General features: G+C 42.2%; 22 protein-coding genes and 1 pseudogene. 17 read left to right on the forward strand and 6 right to left on the reverse strand.

Going from position 1 to position 24,865, the window contains the following annotated elements; translation table 11 throughout:
- Nucleotides 1–26: 26 nt before the first annotated feature.
- Entirely contained in the window at nt 27–635 is a 609-nt protein-coding gene (lepB, locus tag P2A85_RS24870) for a signal peptidase I (protein WP_341730439.1), read from the reverse strand.
- A 232-nt stretch (nt 636–867) separates the two neighbouring features.
- On the opposite strand from lepB, the gene P2A85_RS24875 reads away from it, so the two are divergent.
- The 3 genes and pseudogenes from P2A85_RS24875 to P2A85_RS24885 all read left to right on the forward strand — a co-directional run bounded on the left by P2A85_RS24875 (nt 868) and on the right by P2A85_RS24885 (nt 4,374).
- Nucleotides 868–2,193 (forward strand): dihydroorotase, encoded by a 1,326-nt coding sequence (locus P2A85_RS24875; protein WP_377476027.1) that lies wholly within the window; start codon nt 868–870, stop codon nt 2,191–2,193.
- 464 nt (nt 2,194–2,657) lie between these two features.
- Nucleotides 2,658–2,831 (forward strand): annotated as a pseudogene (locus tag P2A85_RS24880) (IS5/IS1182 family transposase); the annotation flags it as partial.
- Between the two features lie 94 nt (nt 2,832–2,925).
- Nucleotides 2,926–4,374 (forward strand): anthranilate synthase component I, encoded by a 1,449-nt coding sequence (locus P2A85_RS24885; RefSeq protein ID WP_377476028.1) that lies wholly within the window; start codon nt 2,926–2,928, stop codon nt 4,372–4,374.
- A 78-nt stretch (nt 4,375–4,452) separates the two neighbouring features.
- Here P2A85_RS24885 and P2A85_RS24890 read toward each other — a convergent pair whose 3' ends face one another.
- Complete coding sequence (locus tag P2A85_RS24890) at nt 4,453–5,877, reverse strand: NB-ARC domain-containing protein (protein WP_377476029.1); 1,425 nt, start codon at nt 5,875–5,877, stop codon at nt 4,453–4,455.
- Nucleotides 5,878–6,169: 292 nt separating this feature from the next.
- Here P2A85_RS24890 and P2A85_RS24895 point away from each other — a divergent pair, with 292 nt between their 5' ends.
- The 10 genes from P2A85_RS24895 (at nt 6,170) to P2A85_RS24940 (ending at nt 14,079) form a co-directional block, all read left to right on the forward strand.
- Entirely contained in the window at nt 6,170–6,574 is a 405-nt protein-coding gene (locus tag P2A85_RS24895; protein WP_377476030.1) for a hypothetical protein, read from the forward strand.
- Between the two features lie 62 nt (nt 6,575–6,636).
- Nucleotides 6,637–8,235 (forward strand): hypothetical protein, encoded by a 1,599-nt coding sequence (locus tag P2A85_RS24900; RefSeq protein WP_377476031.1) that lies wholly within the window; start codon nt 6,637–6,639, stop codon nt 8,233–8,235.
- 17 nt (nt 8,236–8,252) lie between these two features.
- The gene (locus tag P2A85_RS24905) at nt 8,253–10,415 is read left to right on the forward strand and encodes an AAA family ATPase (RefSeq protein WP_377476032.1); all 2,163 of its coding nucleotides are present in this window, start codon (nt 8,253–8,255) and stop codon (nt 10,413–10,415) included.
- A 15-nt stretch (nt 10,416–10,430) separates the two neighbouring features.
- Nucleotides 10,431–11,312 (forward strand): hypothetical protein, encoded by an 882-nt coding sequence (locus P2A85_RS24910; protein ID WP_377476033.1) that lies wholly within the window; start codon nt 10,431–10,433, stop codon nt 11,310–11,312.
- 122 nt (nt 11,313–11,434) lie between these two features.
- Complete coding sequence (locus tag P2A85_RS24915) at nt 11,435–11,752, forward strand: hypothetical protein (RefSeq protein ID WP_377476035.1); 318 nt, start codon at nt 11,435–11,437, stop codon at nt 11,750–11,752.
- Nucleotides 11,753–11,854: 102 nt separating this feature from the next.
- Entirely contained in the window at nt 11,855–12,175 is a 321-nt protein-coding gene (locus P2A85_RS24920) for a hypothetical protein (protein ID WP_377476036.1), read from the forward strand.
- Between the two features lie 480 nt (nt 12,176–12,655).
- On the forward strand, nt 12,656–12,991 hold the full coding sequence (locus tag P2A85_RS24925) for a DUF6883 domain-containing protein (RefSeq protein WP_377476037.1): 336 nt from the start codon (nt 12,656–12,658) through the stop codon (nt 12,989–12,991).
- 8 nt (nt 12,992–12,999) lie between these two features.
- A complete protein-coding gene (locus tag P2A85_RS24930; protein WP_096829690.1) occupies nt 13,000–13,224 on the forward strand; it encodes a DUF4926 domain-containing protein in 225 nt (74 codons plus the stop codon).
- A 130-nt stretch (nt 13,225–13,354) separates the two neighbouring features.
- Entirely contained in the window at nt 13,355–13,624 is a 270-nt protein-coding gene (locus P2A85_RS24935; protein WP_377476038.1) for a hypothetical protein, read from the forward strand.
- Nucleotides 13,624–14,079: a type II toxin-antitoxin system VapC family toxin gene (locus P2A85_RS24940; RefSeq protein ID WP_377476039.1), complete on the forward strand. Its 456-nt coding sequence runs from the start codon at nt 13,624–13,626 to the stop codon at nt 14,077–14,079. The genes P2A85_RS24935 and P2A85_RS24940 overlap by 1 nt, the downstream gene beginning before the upstream one ends.
- Before the next feature lie 135 nt (nt 14,080–14,214).
- Here the strand turns inward: P2A85_RS24940 and P2A85_RS24945 are convergent, their stop codons facing one another.
- Nucleotides 14,215–15,378 carry a quinone-dependent dihydroorotate dehydrogenase gene (locus P2A85_RS24945; protein WP_377476040.1) on the reverse strand — a complete coding sequence of 388 codons (1,164 nt, stop codon included), beginning with the start codon at nt 15,376–15,378 and terminating at the stop codon, nt 14,215–14,217.
- Between the two features lie 125 nt (nt 15,379–15,503).
- Between P2A85_RS24945 and P2A85_RS24950 the strand changes: the two genes are divergently transcribed.
- Entirely contained in the window at nt 15,504–18,443 is a 2,940-nt protein-coding gene (locus P2A85_RS24950; protein ID WP_377476041.1) for a GAF domain-containing protein, read from the forward strand.
- 58 nt (nt 18,444–18,501) lie between these two features.
- On the opposite strand, the gene P2A85_RS24955 is transcribed toward P2A85_RS24950, so the two are convergent.
- Entirely contained in the window at nt 18,502–19,917 is a 1,416-nt protein-coding gene (locus P2A85_RS24955) for a hypothetical protein (protein WP_377476042.1), read from the reverse strand.
- A 479-nt stretch (nt 19,918–20,396) separates the two neighbouring features.
- Here P2A85_RS24955 and secA point away from each other — a divergent pair, with 479 nt between their 5' ends.
- Nucleotides 20,397–23,210 (forward strand): preprotein translocase subunit SecA, encoded by a 2,814-nt coding sequence (secA, locus tag P2A85_RS24960; RefSeq protein WP_377476043.1) that lies wholly within the window; start codon nt 20,397–20,399, stop codon nt 23,208–23,210.
- Between the two features lie 202 nt (nt 23,211–23,412).
- On the opposite strand, the gene P2A85_RS24965 is transcribed toward secA, so the two are convergent.
- A complete protein-coding gene (locus P2A85_RS24965; RefSeq protein WP_377476044.1) occupies nt 23,413–24,123 on the reverse strand; it encodes a cupin domain-containing protein in 711 nt (236 codons plus the stop codon).
- A gap of 101 nt (nt 24,124–24,224) precedes the next feature.
- Between P2A85_RS24965 and P2A85_RS24970 the strand changes: the two genes are divergently transcribed.
- A complete protein-coding gene (locus P2A85_RS24970) occupies nt 24,225–24,311 on the forward strand; it encodes a hypothetical protein (protein WP_377481695.1) in 87 nt (28 codons plus the stop codon).
- A gap of 55 nt (nt 24,312–24,366) precedes the next feature.
- Nucleotides 24,367–24,447, forward strand: a complete 81-nt coding sequence (locus P2A85_RS24975) for a hypothetical protein (RefSeq protein WP_377481698.1) — start codon at nt 24,367–24,369, stop codon at nt 24,445–24,447.
- Between the two features lie 114 nt (nt 24,448–24,561).
- Here P2A85_RS24975 and P2A85_RS24980 read toward each other — a convergent pair whose 3' ends face one another.
- Nucleotides 24,562–24,855, reverse strand: coding sequence for a DUF3288 family protein (locus P2A85_RS24980; protein ID WP_377476045.1), 294 nt, complete (start codon nt 24,853–24,855; stop codon nt 24,562–24,564).
- Nucleotides 24,856–24,865 lie beyond the last annotated feature (10 nt).

Genomic DNA, 24,865 nt, shown 5'->3' on the forward strand with positions numbered 1-24,865 from the left:
GGGCATTTAATCTAACTCGGAGTTGGCTAATTTGTAGGGGGATAAAGGGGCGAAGAGTCGATGGAACCTGTGCGATTGAGAGGCCAAAAACGCACAATTGCCCTACCAATAATATTGGGCTTGGGTACATAGCCCCAATAGTGACTGTCGCAGCTTTGGTTGCGGTTGTCCCCCAGCACCAAGTAAGAGTTTTGAGGTACTACTGCGGGCCCATAGGGATAATGGGGAATTTCTTCAATATATTTTTCCTGTAGGGGCTGCTTGTTGATATAAACTTTTCCCTCTCTGACTTCCACGCTGTCTCCTGGAAGTCCAATTACTCGCTTGATATAGGCATCTTTGATCGGCGGTGGCTGTCCCGTACACAAGCTGGCCGAGTCTGGAGGTGTAAATACGATAATATCTCCTCGGTGAGGATCTTGAAATCGATAGCTCACCTTATCGATAATTAAGCGATCGTTAATTTGCAAAGTGGGGAGCATCGAACCTGTGGGAATGTAACGAGCTTCGGCAACCAGAGTGCGGATGCCAAAGGCTAAGACTGCTGCTAAACCGATGGTCTTAATTCCTTCTATCCAAGGGTTTTCGGTGTCCTGGGGTGGTTTTTCGTCGCCTGACTTGTCTAAACGAGTCATAGAGTATTGTAGTGACTGAGCTGGATACCAATTTTGACACTCCCTGTCCGTCAATAGACAGGGATTATTCAATAATTTTACAGTATAAATTTACTAATATCAACAATTAGAATCAAAGAACTAAACAACTAATATTTTTTAAGTAAATTTATGTTTCTTAGTATTCAGTCAACTATTTTAAGTATAAAATGTTTCCCAGCTAGCAAGCTGTTTACTCAATTAATTGTATCTTATGGCTCCCACATCAAGTTTGTTGATCCGCCACGCTCGTATTCTTTTGCCCAATGGTGAGTTTTTGCTAGGGGACGTGCAAATCTGCGATGGCAAAATAGTCGGAGTTGCTGCTGAAATTGTCGCATCGGGCGATCGAGAAATAGACGCGAGCGGTTTAACTTTGTTACCGGGAGTAATTGACCCCCAGGTACACTTCCGCGAACCGGGTTTGGAACACAAGGAAGATTTGTTTACGGCTAGCTGTGCTTGCGCTAAAGGGGGTGTTACCTCGTTTTTGGAAATGCCGAATACGCGACCTCTGACCACCACTCAAGCTGCTTTAGATGATAAATTGCGCCGCGCCGCCGAGAAGTGTTTGGTGAATTATGGCTTTTTTATTGGAGCAACGGCTGAAATTTTACCCGATTTATTGAGCGCCAATCCAACATCTGGAATTAAAGTTTTCATGGGTTCGATGCACGGCGACTTATTGATGGATGACGCAGCAGTGTTAGAGGCGATTTTTGCTAAGGGCGATCGGCTAATTGCTGTACACGCCGAAGACCAAGCTAGAATTAATCAGCGTCGTCAGGAATTTGCGGGGATTTCTGATGTGGCTATTCATTCACAAATTCAAGACAATCAAGCTGCTTTGTTAGCTACTCAGCTAGCTGTGAAACTTTCTCAGAAATATCAGCGCCGTCTGCATATTCTGCATCTATCTACCGGAGAAGAAGCGGAGTTTTTGCGCCAAGAAAAACCGAGTTGGGTGACAGCAGAAGTGACACCACAGCATTTGTTGTTAAATAGCAGCGCCTATGAAACCATTGGTAGTTTAGCTCAAATGAATCCGCCACTTCGCGAGCCCCGTGATAATGAAATACTTTGGCAAGCTTTACTCGACGGCGTAATTGATTTTATCGCCACGGATCACGCGCCACACACCTTAGCCGAAAAAGCTCAAACTTATCCAAATACACCGTCAGGAATGCCCGGTGTTGAAACTTCTTTGCCTTTGATGCTGACCGAAGCTATGAAGGGAAGGTGTACAGTTGCTCAAGTTGCTAATTGGATGTCAACGGCAGTTGCTAAGGCTTATAAGATTCCGAATAAGGGTAAAATAGCCTCTGGTTTTGATGCGGATTTGGTATTAGTAGATTTAGAGAATTATCGCCCGGTTGTGCGAGAAGAAATGGCGAGTAAATGTGGCTGGAGTCCCTTTGAAGGTTGGAATTTGACTGGCTGGCCTGTGGTGACAGTTGTGGGAGGAAAAGTGGTTTTTGAGAATGGGAAATTGGATACAAATGTGAGGGGAAAAGCCTTGACATTTGACGCAGATATGTAGGGGAGAAGCATTCGGAAGACAATCGATGAAGGATACGCAAAGTATGGTGCCCGAATGCAACGCCTGGCCCCAAGCAAAAATCCCGATTCAGAATTCCCCATCGTGGTTTACCTGTGGGTTTGGGCGAAGCATTTGGGCCATTATTCACCTAGGCCATATAGGATTTTTCGCCCAAATGCTTCGCCCCTACGGGTGATGGAATCCGGAATAGATACTTGGCAATTGACATCATCTAAAATAGTTTGATAAAATCCTCTTACCTGTGGGGTTTGGGCGAAGCATTTGGGTCATTATTTACCTAGGGCTTGCTGAATATATCGATCGCACTTGACGTAGCGAAAGGTTATGCCATGGTGCGATCGAGAGTTAAATGCAAAAAAAACAGGTAAAATAGATCGAAACCCGTGCATCACCACCTGCGATCGTGTACAAGAAAGCTGAGCTTGCTCTCCTCCCAGCCTTAGACTTTTATTGCAATTACTTTTTTGGTCATGAACCTTGCTACCTGGTGGCGCCGGGTTTTTTGTGTGTTTTTATGTCTATTTGGAAACAGAACACCTGTTTTTGGGTTGAAGATAATCTCCCCTTATAATTGGAGTGGATTAAGACACAAAAGACTTATATTAAATCGAGCTTGAATATATCGATCGCTCCTACTCTTACTTTGCGATCTATTATTCAGCAAACCCTAAGTAACCAATAAAATCATGTAAGTATATTAGCACCATAATTATGACATCAATAAAACCTTGGCATTGGCGAAAACTTCCCCTAAATCAACGCAGTGGCTCGGAGATTTTTCAGGCTTTATTTCTGATTAGTAAAACCGCAGACTCTACAGACTCAATCTCGGATTTACCGCATCAAGATATGGCGGTTTTACTAGAAAGTCCAGTTACATCTACGAGTAGCTTGGCACGATATTCTATTTGTGCTGGTTCTCCCCGGATAATTGATGGTCAATCTCAACTATGGACACCGCCTGTAGGTGAAATTTTACCTTTTTTACGGGTGCTTCTCCATAATCAAAAGCAAAATTTAGAATTGAATGTGCCGCCGTCGATTCCTTTTAGTGGGGGTTGGTTGGGATGGCTTGGTTATGATTTAGCATGGGAAATTGAGCAACTACCCCAAATTAATCCCGATCCGCTGCCTTTCCCCGTTAGTTGTTGGTATGAACCAGCATCTTTTGCTGTCTTAGATCATCAAGAACAATGTCTCTGGTTAGCGGCAAGTGAAAATTATGAACTTGATGTTATGGAGCATTGTCTAGAGCAAATAGCAGAAACCAAAATATATGAAAACTCAGCTAAATATCCAAATAATCATGGTATTTATAATTTAGGATTGTCTAAAAATGAGTATGAGAAAATAGTAAAAACTGCTCAAAGATATATTGAGGCTGGTGATATTTTTCAAGCTAATTTGTCGGTAAGGTTTGAAGCTAGTACGGATTGTGACAGTTGGTCTATCTATCGCGCTTTGCAGCAGATTAATCCTTCTCCTTTTGCGAGTTATTGGCAAACTCCTTGGGGTGATATCGTTAGTTGTTCGCCGGAGAGACTTGTGCAATTATCAGGTAATAAAGTTGATACTCGACCGATCGCAGGAACGCGCCCACGGGGTTTAACTTCTATTCAAGATGACCAGTTAGCACAGGATTTAGTGGAGAATGTTAAGGAAATAGCCGAACATATTATGCTGGTGGATTTAGAGCGTAATGATATCGGGAGAGTGTGTGAATGGGGGTCTGTACAAGTTAATGAGTTTCTGACGGTTGAGCGCTATAGTCATGTGATGCACCTGGTTAGTAATGTGATTGGTAAATTAAGAGCAGATTGTGATGCGATCGACTTAATTCGAGCAGTATTTCCGGGGGGTACGATTACGGGTTGTCCGAAGGTGCGTTGTCTGGAAATCATTGAAGAGTTGGAACCAGTGAAACGTAGTTTGTTTTATGGTTCCTGTGGTTATTTGGACTGGCGGGGTAATTTGGATTTAAATATTTTGATTCGTACTCTTTTATATGCGCCAAAAAGTGATGGTAATTCGGGGGGAACTGTTTGGGGGCAGGTGGGTGCGGGTATTGTGGCTGATAGTGATCCTGAAAGGGAATGGCTGGAGTCGCTTCAGAAGGCGCAAGCTCAAATTAGTGCTTTGGGATTAGCAATTAGCAATTAGAGGGAGAGGGGATTCCGCAGTTCGATATTTTCGTAAAAAACCTGGTTTCTGCTGACCCGATTAAGATTGATAATTTTATCAGTTTTTGTTTCTGGTTTTGTTGATTATATATTCTCTGATTACTGGCAAGATTGTGAAGTGCGATCGCCCATTTCGTTTTACTGTTTCAACTAATGACCTGCGCCCTAAAGATTGGATGACTTTCAATACTTCTGGCGGTGATAGTTGCAGGTTTTCTGGTATTTTTGAGATGTCGGCTGGTTCGGATGTACTTGCTAGCCAACCCATAACTTTTTGTTCTGATGCGGTTAGGCGATCGCACTGCTGCTCCAATAGTGATTCTAAGTCACCTAAGAATAGGGTATCATAGGAGAGGAATTCAGAAACGCTGCCGCCGAATAAGTCTTGAATCATAGTTGCAACTATATTTAACCATAAGGGATTGCCTCGGTAAAGGTCGATTAGTTCTGACCATTTCTCCGGTTCTGCTAAACCTTTTTCTCTGAATATTTCTTGTGCTTCGGGGCCTAAACCGTTGAGTTGCAGGGATTTACAGGGGCGGTTTTCGCCTTCTAAGGCGGCGATTTCTCTGGGTTTTTCCCAACTCAGGAGGATTAGGCAACTGTTGTGGGATGATTCTGCTATTTGTTTAAAGAATGCGCCGTAATTTTCATAGCGTGGTTGGTAATTTCCGGCGAGTTGTTGGCTGCTGAAGATTGTTTGGATATCATCGAGGATGATCAGACAGCGGTGCGATCGTAAATATTCTAGTAGGGGCAATCCCCCCGTGGTTGCCCTTTCTTCGGGGGCTGGCACGGAGGGGGCGGGCACGGGGGCACCGCCCCTACAGGATTGAATTAAGTCGGTTTGGAGTGATGCCAGCGGTGGAGAGTTGCGGAGAGTTCGCCAGATGATGCGATCGAATTCGTGTTGAATTTGTGGGATTAGTTGGAGTGTAAGGGCGGTTTTGCCAATACCGGATAAGCCTAAGATGGTGATGAGGCGGGTGCGGCCCAAAATCCAGTTTTCGAGGGTGGTGAGTTCGGATGTGCGGTTATAGAATAGGTTGGGTTCTGGTGCGTCGGATAAGTCTAAATGTATTTTAGGTTCGGAATTGCTTGTTTTTTCGTGAAATTTATCCTTGTCTTGCGGTTCAGATTGTGAGGCTTCTGGGGAGTGCAAACTTTCAGCAGAGATGTTGCCAATATGGATACAGCCATTCCCGACGAGTGAGACATTAGAAACTTGTAAATTTTCCAGCTTTGCTCTAAAATTTGCTTTACATACTTGTTCCTCACCTAATGCAACTGATAGAAGTTTCCATAATTTAAAGCCAACTTCTTTAATGTATTTCTCTGAACGGTTGTGATGCTGTGCAATTTCCTTATATTTTTGATTGTTCCAAGCGCCACGTAGTATAGCTTTTTGCAGACTATCTAAGTGTTTTCCCGTAGTAGTCAAAGCTAGATGGTCTACAAATTCTAAAGCTTCTTCAACGTCCATCGGTTAGTCAGATGCGAGTGTTTGACCTGATTGTAACCTAAGTAGGCATAACTTTTTAAAACTTGACCACCTAAATATGACTTTTTATGACCTAGTTGGGAGGGAAAAAAACTACTAAACATGGCTTTATCTGGCTTGACAAGATTTAGTATGTAGGGGAAAATCGATAATAAGAATAAGGAGGATCTTTTACCGCCCGTGTCTTATCGTTCTATTTGTAGATTTTTGTAAATTTAAGCCCCACCCCCCACCTCAACTATTTTAGATGTTTACAAGGAGAGGAATTTGAACCATGTTTTCCCCAATTCCCTTAACTCCCATGTTGCTTAATCCCGATGATTCGCAAGATGGGAATACTTCACAGGATTCTGGACATCACGATCATACACATGATCATACAGATGTAAACACATCCCATAACCTAGACGACAATAATGGCGATCGTAAGGCTATTGATGACTATTATGGTAATATTGATGAGTCTAGCTATAACTCTAGCTATAACATAGATCAGGGCGATCGCTATGGCTATAATGACTATTCTCAATATTTAGTTCAACCTGATAATAATTATCAATCTACAGATTGCTATAGTGACCCACAACCGGAAGGAATAGATTACCAAGAATCTAGCTGTGATTACGATTGTGATTACAGTGATTATGGTCGAGGTAATGATAATTATTCTTCTGATTAATTTAGGTAATTGATTAACTTGAACTTAACAATTTTACTACGCGAAAATGGAGTAATTTAAAAATGGGATACGATCCTTTAACTCTAGCCTTAACTTATGGAGCTTTTACTTTAGGTAATAATATTTTAAATATTGTTAATCAGAAAGATGAAGCTGAAAAACGCCGAAACTTTGACCGAGAGATGACAACTTATAGGGCGTATTTAGACCTAAAAAATCAAAGCATTTTAGCAAAAAATAATCATGCCTATCGCTTAGTTGAACAGATGATGGGTCATGAATATACAAAAGTTTTAGAAAATATTAGATTTGAGAACAATATTAAAACTCAAATTGTTACTGCTACTATTAATCGTCAATCAAAACAATTAGATCAATGGGAAAAAGATCATCCTTTTGATAGCCCTATCAATGATACTAATACCCTTAAGTCGCAATATCAAAATCATGGAATGCCTATAATGTTAATTGCACCTTTTCATGATGATACTATTCCAGATAGAGGCAATGATGAGGGTGGGTTTATTGACTATCAAACAGCTAATTATATAGGCTTTCAAGAAGCAAGATGGTTAGAAGGACTTATTCCCAAAGATGGCTATTTTAAGCGTCCTTTAAGACGTAGAGATAAAGATTTAGATATTCTTTATTCCGACTTAAATGAGCTTCCTATTATTATCGTATGGGGTGTTATTCAACAAAGGAAAAGAGTGCATCTGCAAATAACTCATTGGAACATTTTACCGGGGACTCAAGGGTTATATATAAAAGATTCAATTGGGTGTTTTGATGTTCCATTATTACAACCAGAAAACAATAAGAATGAACTCCTTGAATTACAAGATTTAGTTGCTCAAGAAGCGGTTGTTTCTGTGGGTCTTTTAGGTGATGTTTATCATTTAGTTCAAAATCCAGAGCATAAACGTCCTCGGTTACAGAAATACAATATTCAAGATCGAGAAAGATTAAAACTATTAGCCCAACATTTTCGTTCTTATTATCAGCTTCTTGGCGAAAATGAACCAGATATTGAGCCTTTTTTATTGCTTGATTCAGCAGTGATGTTTGCTGAAATCAACTTTAAACAAGAAGCTTTAAATGATGTTAAATCAGCATTAAAAAGCTGGTGTGATCAGAAAAATTTACACCCAGAAATTGCGATCAATGAAAATTTGATTTCTAATGTTTATCTTTCTAAAGATGATTTAGATTTCTTAATTGAATTGGGTAAAGTATATTTAGCTTTAGGAGATCAACGTAAAGCTTCAGAAGTTGTTCGCTTAACAGAAAAATTAGAACTAACTCAACAGAAATTATTGCAAAATCAAAATTTAAGTGGAATTGTTTTAGGCAAAAATAACAATACAGAATACTACAATTTAGTTGCTATAAAGCCTAATTCTGGAAGTTCTCAACCCGTACAGTGGAAACATCAAAAATGTAACAACAATCTTCAAATAGGCAACAATGCACATATTTTTTGTCCTTACTGTAAATTTAGTCGCTTTGTATTAGATTGGTACATTGCTGATAATAATCATCTTTCAGAAATAGCTATCGGTAAAAGGCTAGATAAATCTTCTGCTGTGTCTTTTGCGGGTGAAATTGTTCCTTATTCTAGTATGAATTGGATGTCTCAATTTTTAAGCTATCTTAACTAATTATCGAGGAAAAATTTATGGAAGGAAAAGTATCTGTTTATGAATCTGATCATCAAGGGCTTAATCTTGCTATGATTCCTAAACTCAATTATAAACTTTACGAAGTTGATGAAAATCAACCAGTTTATATTGAGATACTCAACCATAATAACAACACTAAAGTTTATGCTCGTGCTTGGTATGATGATTCAAATGATGATGATATATCAACATCAAACAACGGAATATCAAGAGTAAAACTGGAAAAATCACTAATGGCAACTTGTTTACTTAATGAAGGTGATACAGTCGAAATCAAAGAGGTAAAAATCTCAGAAATTCAATCAATTATTAACTTAGAATTAGAGATTATTGGTGATTCTTTTGCTAAAATTCAAACTCAGCAAGACTTAGAAATTCTTAAAAATAAAATTTTAGGTAGTGATTTACTTCTAGCTCCAGAAACTCGGTTTATTATTCCCTTGCGGTTGTCTGGAGTTGTGCATTCTATTCTTTGTCATGTTGTTAGAGTACAACCTGATAATTGTCCAGTCAAATGTAATCAAAAAACTACGATTTTTTTTAGAGGGTTATCTATTAAAACTGAGGAGCAATCAATCTCTTTTGAAAATAATGTGGGAGGACTAAAAAAACAAATTATTCAGTTACGAGAGATGGTTCAATTACCGATAGAAAACCCCGATATATTCTTAGCAATGGGTATTGAACCACCTAAAGGAGTTCTTTTACACGGACATCCGGGAAATGGTAAGACTTTACTAGCAAGAACTATTGCTCAGTCCATCAATGCCCATTTTTACATTATTAATGGACCTGAAGTAATGTCTAAGTTTACTGGAGAAGCTGAACGCAAAATAAGAGAGGTTTTTGAAAAAGCTCGTCAAAATTCTCCTGCTATTATTTTTATTGATGAAATTGATGCGATTGGAGGTAAACGAGATTCTTTTGCAATGGAGTATGAAGTTAAAATTGTGGCTCAATTACTTTGTTTAATGGATGGTTTAGATAATCGAGGCAATGTAGTTGTTATTGCGGCTACAAATCGTCCTCATGCTTTAGACCCTGCTTTAAGAAGACCGGGTAGATTTGATCGTGAAATTGAGGTTAATTTACCTAATGAAGAAGATAGATTAGAAATTCTCAAAGTTCACACTCGAAAAATGCAGTTAGCTGAGGATGTGAACTTAAAGTATTGGGCAAGTAAAACCACAGGTTATACGGGTGCAGATTTAGCAGGATTAGCGAAGGAATCAGCGATGCGTTGTCTCCGTCGTACACATGAACTTTCGGAAGATGGTCATTATCACAAAATAGGTGAAAGCTCGATTACTAATGATGATTTTTTGAATGCTTTTAAAGAGTTACAACCTACTAATTTAAGAGACTTGCCTATTCAATCTGAACCTTTAGGTTGGGATGAAATTATTGGGTTGACTTCAATTAAAGAACAGTTACAAAGTCTAATTGAACCTTCTTTAGCAGACCCAATTCGCTTAAAAAATTTGGGATTAAATGCTCCTCCGGGTATTTTATTAGAAGGCTCATCTCGCTCAGGGAAAAAGACTTTAATTCTCGCTGTAGCGAAAAAATTAAATCTGCAATGTATTACCGTTAGAGCCTTAGATTTTGTTAATCAGAATTATCATCGTCAGGGACAAACTTTAGCGGACATATTTCGTAAAGTTCGTTTATCTTCTCCCTCAATTCTTTTGATTGACAAGATTGATACTGTTTTTGCAGTACAAATGCAACAAACCATTGAAAGTTTATTATTTGCGGAGGAATTAGTTGATGAAATTCGGCGAAATCGGCTTTATGACAACATTTTTATTGTGGCTACTACCCGCAATCAAGAAGATTTACCACCGATTTTATTAGAACCTTCTGTCTTTAGTCATGTACTGAAAATGCCTATCCCAACTTTTGAAGAATGCGAATTAATTATCCGTTCTAAATTAGGCAATTTCTTTTCTGATGAAAATGACTACAGAGAATTAGCCAAATCGGTGACAGGTTTAAATAGTGGGGAGGTGATTTATGTATGTGAAGAATGTCTAAGACGTTCAATCAGGGCTAGTTTAGAGTTTCAAGATCAAATGTCTGCGGGTTTTAAACAAGTAGTTCAATTACTCAAAGAAACTAAGTCTAATTCAGTCACAAATCAATCCAATCATCAATAAATTTAGGAGTTTACTATGACTTACCGAGATGGAAAAGGGAAAAAATCTCAACAGCAACAGGATCATCAACAACCTAGAGGACCAGAACCAGCACCGCCAAATCCCTATCAAGGCGAATTACAAGGGGCTGATGATACTTGGGAAAGGGTTTTATGTGCGATGGAACGTTTAGAATATTTAGTAGATCAACGCTCTCCCCAACGTTCTGCTATTCGATCAGAGATAGATCGTCATCGGGATCGAGATCAAATTCAGGTGACAGTATTTCACGCTCAAGCCGAAGTTGATCTTCAAATTAAATGTTTCTGGTATGCAGTTTCTACTGTTCGTGGTGCTCAAATTACCCATCACTTCTTAACGGATTTTCTCTGTTGGTTAGGAGGACGAGAACAAATGCAATTACCTTTAACATTGGTAGATGAATATGCGATTGGGACGATTAATTGTATTCTTGGTGAACAAATGGAAAGGTTAGGTTTACCAGAACTTCCGCCAGAAGAAGTTGCCCGTTATTCACTACAACAGACAGAATCACGTGACCAACAAAATCAGCAGGGTTATGTTGATCCTAATCGGAATCTGTCTTCATATCCTCAATCTTATGGAGAAAACATTCAGTCTTCTCAGCCTAATCAACAGCCTAATTCTCAGAAACTCATACCTAAATGGATGCAAGATGCTATTGGATGGATGACTCAAGGAATGGATGAGATCGAAAAATTATATGATCATTTCCGCCGTAATCCTGATGAAAAAGCGATTTTGCACCAGCACCAAAGAGGTTCTTTAAATCAAGGATTAGAACGATTAGCAAAAATTGCGGAAGCATCACAACAAACGTCTTGGTTTAACCGTTTTGTTAAAGAATGGCAATCCCGTTTTCACAATCAGCGTTAAACACTTGTAACGACAATAACAACAATCTCCAAAATTGAAATATTGTTATTTTCCAATAATAGTTTTTAGCTTTTTTGGAGATATCTAAATCTTTTTGTAACATCAATTTTTGAGGATAAAATATGGCTACTTACTACGATTTATATGCACCTTGTCCTGCCTGTTTAAAAGATGGTAAATATACCACTGCTTTTTATTGGCAACATGATAACTGTGGTTCTCGATTACAAATTGGTGACGATGCTTATTTAAAGTGCTATTCTGGTCATTCAGATCACATTAGAAACTGGCGATTTGCTTGTACCAATCATGAGCTTGAATATCGTTCTACAACGGCTGCTCATTTTGCTAAAGCTATTTCTGTAGCTGGACAATTAGCTGATGTAGGAGGCATTATCTGGTTTGGTACACTTATAAAAAACATGGGTACTGATTGGTAAATATATATATATCAGTTTTTGAGCAACTTTATTTGTAGATTAGAAGCAAAAAATATTGTTTCTAATCTAATCTAATTTAATCAATTTAATTACTGAGGTAATATGGCTATTTATTACGATTTAAAAATACCTTGTCCTGCTTGTATTGCTAAAGGCGGTTTAGGTGGTTATCCTTCTCAATGGTATCATAGCAACTGTGGTGGTAAATTACAAATAGGTGATGATGCTTATTTGAGATGTATTGGTTGTTGGCATAAAGAACATATTAGACATTGGCAATATTCTTGTGAAACTCATGAAACTATTTACCGCCCAACTAGAGCAGGTAGTTTTGCTAAAGCTGTCTCTATGGCAGCACACTTAACTGGAACAGCAGGTATAATATGGATGATTAGACTTGTAGATAATATGGGAGATTGGTAATTATTATGCAACTAAAAAGACATACTTGCAATCTTTGTGGAGGCAGTTGTAATACTCCTTGTCCACACTGTAATGGACAGGGAGGATATTACAGTGGCAGTCATTTAGGGGAATATCATAGAGATCACCATGATGTACCTCATGGAGATACATTATGGATGCCTTGTAGTTATTGTCATGGTGGTCGTACAATAAGTTGTTACCGATGTCATGGTCTTGGTACTATTGAAGTTTATGAATAAACAATAATGTTTTCTCAATCTTTTCTAATTCAAATTGCATACAAACATGAACTATCTCCAGAGCAAGAAGAAGTATTGTTGATTCCCAAAGTGACAACCCTTATGAAAAAGCCCATTTGATTGAAGTGGATTTTTTAAATTTATTCAACATTTCCAGAACCAATGGCTTCAGAAATTGAATTAAATCCTTTCGCCTCAAATCTGGTTAATATACAAGAGTAAGCTTTGGAGAGAGTGCTTGAAACTGCCCAATTATGAAAGAGCAGTCGTTCCTGAAAAGAAAGTTACCGAATATCTGCTCTCACTAACCCACCGCGACGGAAAAAGCAAAGCAAAATTTTTTTTACGGTTTGGCTTTTCAGTTGATGCTTGGGAAATCATGGCAACTGCCTTGGTGCGTCATGCCGCTGACCATGAATTAGCTAAAATTGAAGAGTCTCCTTTTGGTACTCGGTACGTTATTGAAGGAGAAATGCTAGCAGCAGATGGCAGAAAACCCTTTGTGCGTTCTGTTTGGTTTATTGAAACCGGAGGCGACATTCCCCGGCTAGTAAGTGCCTATCCACCAGATTAAAAAAGAAAATGATTCAAGAACTTGATAGCGTTGTTTTAACAATTGATATCCCAGAACAAAACTTAAGCCAAGGCGATATTGGCACTGTTGTTTTAGTACATCAAGGTGGCGTAGGATATGAAGTAGAATTTGTTACCTTGACTGGGAAAACAGTAGCTATTATCTCACTCTTTAGTTCACAAGTCCGTCTCATAGGTGATAGAGAAATTGCTCACGCCCGGATGCTAGCTTGAAAATTATCTAACCGGAAAGCTATTTTTATGGGCAAGAGATCGCCCCTCTTTCCCCTATACTTGTAAAAGTTTTCCATCTGAGATAAACTATGAAATAGAAACCAAGCAACCTCCGAAGGAGGATAAAACAATGTCAGAAAGAGAACTATTGATTCGTGAGATTGCCCAAACACCTGATACTTTAGTGACAGAACTTTTGAATTTCTTGCTATTCATTAAATCCAGAAAAATTCAAAATGATTTTCAAAACCCTAATTCAGAAAATTCCGATCTTCCATCTTTCTTGAATTTCATAGATCTAATTAATTCTGAAACGCCAGCAGAAGAGAATGCACAGCTACCCATAGACTTATCAAAAAATCTAGATAGCTACTTGTATGGCTCACCCAAGGAAGAATAATGAGAAAAGTTTTTGCTGATACAGGTTATTGGATTGCTTTACTCAATCCCGATGATGCTCTACATCAAAAAGCTCGAAATCTCACAATTTCTCTAAAAAATGTACCCATTGTTACCAGTGAAATGGTATTTACTGAATTACTAAATGCCTTTTCAGGAAGGGGGGCTTTTTATAGACAAAAAGCCGTTAATTTTATCAATCACTCCTTTGATAATCCTGAAATTGAAGTAGTCAGTCAAACAAATGAACTCTTTAAAAACGCACTTGAGCTATATAATAGCCGACTAGATCAAGCATGGAGTCATACAGATTGCACATCATTTCAAATTATGCAACAACAAAATATATTAGAAGCACTCGCCTATGATAAACATTTTGAACAAGCTGGATTTGTTGCTTTGTTGCGTATAATATTGTATGGTGCGTCAGCCCGCAGCGTTTCCCTTGCCTCATAAGCAATCGAGCTGACGCACCCTACAGACCTCCTATCGTTCTACCCAACCTATTTTCATTTAAAATATTGGCTGGCGAAAGTCAAGCGTTTAACCCTAGAAAAAAAGGCGATTTTTTTAGGTTCAATCAAATAAAATTTACTTGATATTTCCAGAACCAATGGCTTCAGAAATTGAATTAAATCCGTTTTCTTCTAACTTGTTTAGCAATCCTTGGAGAATGCGGCGCACCATCCAAGGGCCTTCATAAACCCAACCGGTGTAGACTTGAATTAGAGTTGCACCGGCGGCAATTTTTTCCCAAGCGTCGTCGGCGGTGAAAATGCCTCCAACGCCAATTATGGGCAATTTTCCTGCTGTTTGCTGCCAGATAAATCGGATTACTTCTGTTGAACGTTGCTGCACGGGAAGGCCGCTAATGCCGCCGGATTCTTCGCTGATTGGTTTGCCGGTTTCTCGCAATGTTTGTGTTTTCAATCCGTCGCGGCGGATGGTGGTGTTTGTGGCGATAATTCCTGCTAGTTGGTAGGTTTTTGCTAAGTCGAGGATGGATTCGATCGCCTCCCATTCTAAATCAGGGGCAATCTTGACTAAAATAGGTTTAATGCCCTGATTTTGTTGTTGCAAAATGTCTAATATTGTGCTGAGCTGAGCGGCATCTTGGAGCGATCGCAATCCAGGAGTATTGGGGGAAGAAACATTCACCACAAAATAGTCTCCCCAATCAACCAAGAGCTTAAAACTCTCCAAATAATCTGTTGATGCCTGCTCTAAGGGTGTTACCTTAGATTTACCGAGATTAATCCCCAAGGGGAATGGGGAGTCTGGGCTGGGGTATGAGTGGTCTAATTTCCCCCTGTTGTATGCAGCCTGAAAGCGGGAAGCCATGGCTTGAGCGCCTTGATTGTTAAATCCCATGCGATTGAGGGCTGCACTGTCGTCTGTCAAGCGAAACAAGCGAGGCTGGGGGTTTCCGGGCTGTGGTTGCCAAGTAACCGTGCCGAGTTCGGCAAAACCAAAGCCAAATTTTGTCCAGATGTTAGCAGCTACGCCATTTTTATCAAATCCGGCGGCTAAGCCAACAGGGTTTTGGAAGTTCAGTCCCCAAAGTGATTGTTCTAGGCGGGAATCTTGCAGTCGAAAAGATTGGTGGAATTGGTCTAAAATTCGACTGGTTGCGGGGTTGGACTGGGTGCGATCGGCTAATTCGAGAATTTGCAGGGTGCGGTTGTGTAGCCATTCGGCATCGGCTTTAAATAGGGAAAACAAAAGTGGTCGCAGGCCAAATTGATAAATATCCAATGACTTATCCTAGATAATTAAATAAGAAAAAATAATTTTGACAATTTAGATTATAGTGGATGGTCTTGCGAATTTTATTTTAATTCTTAATTTTGATTTTGACAAAGTTTTAGGGGCGCTTGGAAATGAACCACCAGCAAAGACCGAAGGATTCAGACCAACAAATTGTACATTTGGAGCGAGTTCTCCAGACTCTGCGAGAAGATGAGAATGTTGAGGTGCTGCTTGCGACAACTCTCTCATATTTGCAAACAGAATTCGACTGGCGATTAATTTGGATTGGATTGTACGATCGCGCTGGGCATAGACTGTTTGGCAAAGGTGGAATGACGCCTAACGGTGACTTGTCTTTTCTGAAACAGCGATTTATTTTGAATCCGGGAGATTTGCTAGAACAAGTTGTAATTCAGCTTCGGCCTGTGGTAGTGCCGGATTTGCGGGAGGAAAACAGAGCGGGAGAATGGCGTTCCTGGGCTCAAAATTTCAATATTCAAGGGGCTGTTTTGTTTCCGCTGCGTTATAAAGACCGATGTTATGGGGTAATTTTGCTGGGTTCCGATGAGTGGGGAAGCTCGCTTTCGTCGGCGGAAAAAACGCAACTGACGATTGTATTTGGAGCGTTAGCAACCGCTCTTTATCAAATAGAAAAAGACTGGCAGCGCACTTTGACCAAGCGCCCCGATGAGTCACTGATCGCACTGATTTCGCAATTGCGGGAATTGCGATCGCTAGACCAATATTTGCAAACAGTAGTCGAACACAGCCATGAATTTATCGAGCCGACAAGGACTAATGTTTATTGGTTCGAGCGAGAGCGGCGCTATTTTTGGCGGAGAGTCAGCAATCGCCAAGTGGCTCCGGGTTTGGGCGGGCTCAAACGACCGGCTTCTGGTATCACTGTCCAAGACTTGGGAGGGTTTTATCAGGCCTTGGCAAAGGAACAAATCGTGTGGATCGGAGAATCCCATAGTTCTCTCAAAAGCGAACTTACCGGGCGGTTGATGCAGCAAATTCGGGCGCGATCGCTCCTGGCGGCACCAATTGTGTTAGAGGGGGAATTGCTGGGATTTCTGGCTGTGGAAGCGAGCGAACCGCGGATTTGGCAAGAACATGAAAAAAATTACCTGCGGGGAGTGGGGCAGTTGGTGGCTCTGACGGTGCCGTTGTCGGAGATGGAAGGGCGGATTCAGCAAACGGAGATCGATCGAGATTTAACAGCGGGCATAGCTCGCGCCATCTACAGCGATGCTGACTGGGAAACGACTCTGAAAAATACGGCGGCTCAACTTTGTGGGCGGCTCAACTGCGAATACTTTCTGCTGCTGCTGTACGAGGAAGAACTGGATCGGTATGAAATTGTGTGCCAAAATCTGCCCCGTCACCGCAGAGCAGTGCCATCACCGCTTAAGGCTCTTGACTTGGTGGATTTGCGGCTGCTGGAGAACGGTGTCGAAACAGTGGCCATTGAAAATTGGGAGGAAGACGGGCGATTGGGGGCTTGGCGGGAAGTGCTGACAGAAGCGGGTGTACGCTCGCTGTTGGCGCTGAGCACGCGGGGTAAGAAGTCGGAGGACAGAAGTTCGAGGGTACAAGCAGAACACTCGAATCTCCAATCTCCCATCCCAAATTCCCATTCGATAGAGGGTTTGTTGGTTGTCGGGCACAGTGCTACTCGGAATTGGAGTCGATCGGAGCGAGAATTAGTTCAAGTTGTCAGTCAACAGCTAGGGCTGATTCTGCACCAGTGGCAGCAGAGTTCGGAACTGGATAAGTACCAACAATTCTACCGAGGACTCAAATCAGGCTTAGCTGCTTTAGAAACTCCCCTGGAATACTCTCCCGAACAGATATCGACCTTATCACCGCCGATTTTGCGAGACTTGCCGCGACAAAAACTAGAGTACAACTTTGCTCAATACGTTGCTCAGACGGTTTCGTGTCCTTTAGTGGCGGTAATTACTTGGAATTCTCACCAAGAGGAAGCTTTGATTGTGACGGTGGCGGCGAATCCGGTATTTGCCCTCAATCCCGAAGCAGCGATTCCCGTCAAAACTGATTTTTTGATTCAACAAGTTGTCGCTGCTGGGGGGGTGGTGCAACACAGTATGAGTGAATTGCCGCTGGCCACTAAGCGGTGGCTGCGCAGTCCGGGTATTGGGGAGATGATGGCGGTGGCGCTGCGGACTGCGCCGGAACACGAGCCGACGGGTATCTTATTGGTGGCGGATGCTGGGGGGCGTCGGTGGTCGGAGTTATCGGTGAATTTACTTGGTCAGATGGCTTCTCATTTGGCTTGGTGGCGTCGGTATTTGGCGGTGCAGTCTGTGTGTTCGTTGCAGCGCTCGGATCTGGAGTTGCTCAATTGGTATAAGCAGCGGCGTTTTGAGGAGTTTTACCGGATTGTGGGAACGGGGGTGAAGGAGTTGGGGGAGTTGAGTCAGTCGATTTTGCAGTCTGGGAAAGAACAAAAGGATGCTCTTAAAAGTTTGCGCTACCAGCAGGTTTTGCGTCAGATTGGTAATGCTTTGGGGTCGATTCATTTGGTTTTGAAGCAGGAACAGTGGCGGCCGCAATTTGGATTGGATGCGGTGCCGGTGGGTGCTTGGTTGAAGCGATCGCTCGATCGGGCTGCTCCTCTGATTAAGCAGTTAGAAATTTTGTTGGAAGTCAACCGGGAGACTTCGGTTTCGCTACCACCGGGTAAGACTTTGGGCGTTCGGGGGGACAGTATCAAGCTGGATTTGGTGCTGTGGGAATTGCTGGCGGCTGCTTGTCGGCGATCGTCCGTTGGGGGAAAAATTGAGGTTCGCTATCAGATTGTCGCGGCCGATTTGCTGGAGTTGTCTGTGAGCGATCGCGGTGGGTTCGATCCACAATTAATTGCTATCTTCAATGGTATGTCTGCGCCGAATATTTTAGGTGATGCTAATTTTAATCAGCCGATGTTTCAAGTTTTATTGAGTTGTCAGCGGGCGGTGCGGTTGATGGGGGGAAATCTGTCTATGGAAATTTTAGATCGTAATTTGGTTGTAGCTCGGTTGGTGTTACCGCTAGCTAGTCTTTAAGATCTATGTTCGCCCCCTGATGAATTTATGAGTTGGATCGGCTCGATCGCCCTTTTTGCTACTTTTTGGGTTTCGTCCGCCACCCTGTGATGCCTGCTGCCAACAGGGCGATCGCGCCACTGAGCAAAAATGAAAATACAAAGGGATGCCACAGGATTAAGGGTGCGGGGACATGATTTTGTTCTAGAGTCTCGAACAGTTTGTCTGTGCCGCTAGAGGCACAGATGCCACCTGCTGCTATACCGACTCCGATCGCCTGAACTTTGCTTTCTATGCGATCGTCTCGATTTTTCTCTGCTTTTTCCCTGTTGCGGAGTTCGATTTCCTGGGCGCGATCGCTCCTGGCTTGTTCTATTTCTACTATCCCTCTAATGGAGGCGATCGCCTGTTCGATTAAACTGGTTCCGTGTCGGAAATATCCTAAGTCCCCTGCTATTTGCGATCGCATCTGAGGCGCATTTTTTATACTAAAATTATTTAATATCGATAGTTCTTCCTTATCGCTTTCAATCATAACACATATTTTCTGCAAAATCTCACTATAATTGTAAAGATTTATGGCAATTGTATTATCAAAATCTGCAAGTTTCCGCAGCAAGCGAGTATAAGTTACAGATTTGCAAAAGAGTTGCTTTAACTGTTCCTGCAATTCTTGCAATTGAGAAGAAGTTAATACAGTATCCTGGGCAAATTGCTGCTGCAAAACCTCCATATTTTTCTCAATGGTGCGGTATTCTGTATCAAGTTCCTGGTAAATCTGGCGGCTGTCTTGAAAAGCCTTGATAATTTTGTGTCTGTGAAATAATAAATTGAATATTTCCTGTTGACAAGTGTTAAAATCTGCATCAGTTTGTTTGTCGCCCAGGAGCCAGACAAAGAGGTGTTGGTAATGGGGAACATCGGTAAGTGAACCGTATTCAAAAATCGGGCTACCAAACAGTTTACCCGATCGGTAAAAACTAGGGGGAGAATCGCCGGAAAATAAAGAATCGCGACATTTATCAGCCAGGGGTTTGAGGGAATCTAAATTATCGGGTAAGTTTGGTTCGGTAAGCCATGCAGTAACAATCAGAGTTTGACCTAAAAAATTGTCATCCCCGGTGATGAGTAAAGCTTGATTGGGGTTAAACTTTTCAATAAAACTGACATTTAAATTATTAGCAGTGCCATCTTCCCGGCAACCGATATTTAAACAGACAGCATAGCTATCTTGAATTTGTCGAGGTTGGGCAAAACCTTCGATCAAGGGATTGCGGGTATTAAAAGGGAGGGAAGTATCGGACAGTAAATCGGCACAGTAGCGGTGAGAATGGGTGGGGAAAACCAGATGGGGTGTAAGTTTTTCATAACTATAGGTAAATTTCGCCAAAATCTGCTCGCATTGTTGCCACAGAGGATTATCGCTGCCCTGGTTGTCATGATAAAGTTGGAAAGCGTATAAGTAAACGTTGGGTGCAGAAATGCGATCGCTCATGTTAAATAGGTTCTTGACGTTATTTAAGGATTTTTTGCTATGTGGTAATTACAACTGCTTGATTGTTGACTGTTATCTACTCCTTACATCTACAGATAAAAACATAGATTTTATGTGATTGCTAAGATTATAGGCGGCCCCATCCGCGAATCGCTTACATCTCCACCGATGATTTAAGCTGGTTTTTTCGGTAAAGGGACTACAAAATTTTCCCCGACATCTCAAAAAAACACAAGCCGTCCCAGAAGCACGGGGCAACAGACGCAGTTTATCGGTAATTGCATAGATTTTGTTCAAGGGAGATGAAACACTCTGCAACGCAGTGATGGCAGGATGGAACAAGAAAGCGATCGCCCGTGACGGCCACAGAGCAGAGCCAATGGTTGCTACAATCGGAAAAGGTAAATACTGTGGGTAATACTCCAGTCCCTAAAGCTGAAAGCTACTAGCTAAATTATTAAAAATCTGCCTCTCCTGCCATGTTTAAAAATCTGCTCGGCGATCCCAACGCACGCAAGCTTAGAAAATTTCAGCCTTGGGTAGCTGATATCACAATCTTAGAAGAAGAAATCCGCGCCCTAACAGACGAGCAACTCAGAGGTAAAACCGCTGAGTTTAAACAACGTCTGGCGAAAGCTAAGTCTCTCAACGACGAGAAAGAGATTCTAGACGAAATCTTGCCAGAAGCTTTTGCGGTGGTGCGGGAAGCGGGACAGCGAGTTTTAGGAATGCGCCACTTTGATGTGCAACTTCTGGGCGGCATCATCCTGCACAAAGGTCAAATTGCCGAAATGAAAACCGGTGAAGGAAAAACCCTGGTAGCGACACTGCCGGCCTACCTCAACGCCCTCAACGGCAAAGGGGTACACATCATCACCGTCAACGATTATCTCGCGAGGCGGGACGCGGAATGGATGGGGCAGGTGCACCGGTTCCTGGGATTGACTGTGGGACTGATTCAGCAGGGGATGGATCAGGGGGAACGAAAGAAAAACTATAACTGTGATATCACCTACGCGACGAACAGCGAGGTGGGCTTTGACTATTTGCGGGATAACATGGCTACTGTCATGGAAGAGGTAGTGCAGCGTCCTTTTAATTTCTGCGTGATTGACGAGGTGGACTCGGTGCTAATCGATGAAGCCCGGACACCTCTGATTATTTCTGGCCAAGTGGAGCGCCCCAGCCAGAAGTACATCCGGGCCTCTGAGGTAGCGGTGGCCTTGAGAAAGGAAAATGAAGAACATTACGAAGTTGACGAAAAGGCTCGGCATGTGCTATTGACGGATGAAGGATTTGGGGAAGCTGAGCGGTTGTTGGGGGTTACGGATTTGTATGACCCGGCAGATCCTTGGGCGCACTATATTTTTAATGCGATTAAGGCGAAGGAATTGTTTATCAAGGATGTCAACTACATCGTCCGTGAGAATGAGGTGGTGATTGTTGATGAGTTTACCGGGCGGGTGATGCCGGGACGGCGCTGGAGTGATGGTTTGCATCAGGCGATCGAAGCGAAGGAACGGGCGGAAATTCAGCCGGAAACTCAGACGCTGGCGACGATTACCTATCAAAATTTCTTTTTGCTTTATCCGAAGCTGTCGGGGATGACTGGGACGGCGAAGACGGAAGAGGCGGAGTTTGGCAAGATTTATAATCTGGAAGTGACGCTGATTCCGACAAACCGGATTCCTAGCCGTAAAGACCTGTCGGATATGGTTTACAAAACGGAAAATGGTAAGTGGAATGCTATAGCCCAAGAATGCGCGGAAATGCACGGCCAAGGCCGCCCGGTGCTGGTGGGTACTACGAGTATCGAAAAGTCGGAATTGCTGTCGAGGTTGCTGACGGAACTGAGGATTCCTCACAACTTGCTGAATGCTAAACCAGAAAATGTGGAACGAGAGTCGGAAATCATTGCTCAAGCCGGACGCAAGGGTGCGGTGACGATCGCCACTAACATGGCTGGCCGCGGTACTGATATTATTTTGGGGGGGAATTCCGAGTATATGGGGCGGTTGAAATTGCGGGAGTATTTGATGCCCCGGATTGTGAGGCCCGATGATGAGGAAGGATTTGTACCCGTACAAGTGCCGGGTATTAGTGGCAGGCCCGCTGCTCAAGGTTTTGCTCCGACTAAGAAAAAGATGAAGTCTTGGAAGGCTTCAGCGCAGATTTTCCCGACAGAAATCTCGAAAAATGCCGAACAAATGTTGAAGGTGGCGGTGGATTTGGCTGTCAAGGAATACGGGGAGCGATCGCTCTCGGAATTGGAAGCAGATGATAAAATCGCTGTAGCTTCGGAAAAAGCGCCCACCAACGACCCAGTAATTCAAAAACTGCGGGAAGTTTACAAATTAATTCGCAGCGAATACGATGCTTTTACCAGCACCGAACATGATGAAGTGGTCAACTTCGGAGGCCTCCACGTCATCGGTACAGAACGCCACGAATCGCGCCGGATTGACAATCAGTTGCGCGGCCGCGCGGGACGCCAGGGAGACCCTGGTTCTACTCGGTTTTTCTTGAGTTTGGAAGATAATTTGCTGCGGATTTTTGGTGGGGAACGGGTGGCTGGTTTGATGAAAGCTTTTGGGGTAGAGGAAGATATGCCGATCGAATCGGGAATGCTAACTCGTTCCTTAGAAGGAGCTCAGAAAAAAGTTGAAACCTACTATTATGACATCCGCAAACAGGTGTTTGAGTACGACGAAGTGATGAACAATCAACGTCGAGCCATCTATGCTGAACGCCGTCGGGTATTGGAAGGTTTGGACTCAAAGGAACAGGTGATTAAGTATGCAGAACAGACAATGGACGACATTGTAGGAGCATACATCAATCCCGATTTACCTTCGGAAGAGTGGGAACTGGAAAAACTGGTCAGCAAGGTAAAGGAATTTGTTTATTTGCTAGCTGACATGACACCGGATCAACTAGAAGATTTGTCAGTAGAAGAAATTAAGACTTTCCTCCACGAACAAGTTCGCAATGCTTACGACATGAAAGAATCGGAAGTTAATGCAATCCGAGCTGATTTGATGCGAGATGCGGAACGGTTCTTTATTTTGCAACAAATTGACACTTTGTGGCGGGAACATTTGCAACAAATGGATGCTTTGCGCGAGTCTGTCGGGCTGCGCGGTTACGGGCAAAAAGACCCGTTAATCGAGTACAAAACTGAAGGTTACGAGCTGTTTTTGGATATGATGACGGATATTCGCCGCAACGTGGTTTATTCGCTGTTCCAGTTCCAGCCACAGCCAGCCATGCAAGTTTCGACAGAGATGGTTTGAAGCGGTTAAGATTGTCACCAGCAGAAACTGGCCCTGCGTCAATTGTTTTTGTAAATGGGTCTGATAAAATGTTGGTAGCATTTTTTTGAGATAGGCTAGCGGGTAACAATACACGCGGCCTATTTTTTTTACCACAGAGCCGATCTATCTTTACCCCGTCTGGGTTTTGGGTTCTTTGTCACCCCCCGAGAGCTTTTAGAGTTTACTTCAGATGACGGAAAGCATAAGTCTTGACGTAGACTTCACAACCTGTTGAAGAAGAGGGGATATAAGGACAATTAGCAGGATACCTGAGCCATGTTCCGGCAGGATATTCTCCCAATTCATCTGCCCAAACTCCTTGTAACACAAAGATTTCTCTAATTTTTGGTTCTATCACTTGTGGCAAAGTAGTTCCAGGTTCCCATTGCTCAATCCAAACCTCATCAGGGAAGCCTTCTTGCTGGTAAAGTGGCTTAACCTTGATTTGAGGAATGGAAGTTGGCTGCCAAGATAAGTCATTGATATTTATTTTAACTGCTTGGCGACCATCGCCTCCATGCTGACGGAGTTTGACGAATGTGAGACAACCTTCTGGGCTGGAGGGAACATGAATAAAACCTTCAGGATTGAGCTGATAGGAACCTGGGGAATATTCTCCAGTTTCATCTTGAAAAGACCCTTGAAGCACCAAAATTTCTTCGCCATCAGGATGACCATGTTCATAGAAAAATCCACCAGGGTCAAAGCGTGTTATTTGTGTCAATGGACTATCCCATATTGCGCTATCAGACTCCAAGCAACCATACCAAATTCCTGGGCAGATAGTTTTGTACCAAGTAATATCGGCAGGTTTCACAGCCAGCCGAACAGATAAGTTATGGTTAATTGTTTTTGCTTCCCAAGCTGGATTAACGGTTGTAGTTTCAGCCATACATGCTTTTGATTCTTGTGAGACCAATAACTGATTAGGTATAGATAATATCCGTAATCAATTTTTATTCATTATATAACATAAGAGGAGATGGCAATGATATTCTCTGGGGTGGTAAAGAAAATGATGTTCTGATTGGCGGTAACGGCGACGATACATTGAGCGGAATATCATTATTCATTATATAACATAAGAGGAGATGGCAATGATATTCTCTGGGGTGGTAAAGAAAATGATGTTCTGATTGGCGGTAACGGCGACGATACATTGAGCGGCGATCGCGGTCAAGACATTCTCAAGCGATCGCCTTTGAGTTTGACTTGAGGCGATCGCACTTTGTTTTAATAGTCCTAGACACACCTGTGTCAGAAACCAGTTTTTTTTATCAGAATACTTAGTTACAGCCCGCATCAACGACCCAAAACCCGATTTATCAAGTTAAACCCAATCTTCTTGGTCGCTTTTTTGCTTTCTGTAAACTTCACCTTGAGCGTGAATTTTTCGGGTTTGTTCGTAAAGAGTTTCTGGTGTAAGATTCCATTTTTGCAGGACTTTTTCTAAGTCTTTTTGGATATCTCTAGCACCAGGAAAGCCGCGGTAACGAATTTTGAGTCTGGCTAATTCTGATAAATTGTAGTCGGTTGCTTCAGAGGTTAATAAAGTATCGACTGTAGCGCGATCGCGTCGATATTGCGGATGCTGCTGATCTTGAGTTTTTTCTACTGAATCCATACTAAGTAAG

This window comes from Microcoleus anatoxicus, from assembly GCF_042465725.1.
Lineage (GTDB): Bacteria > Cyanobacteriota > Cyanobacteriia > Cyanobacteriales > Microcoleaceae > Microcoleus > Microcoleus anatoxicus.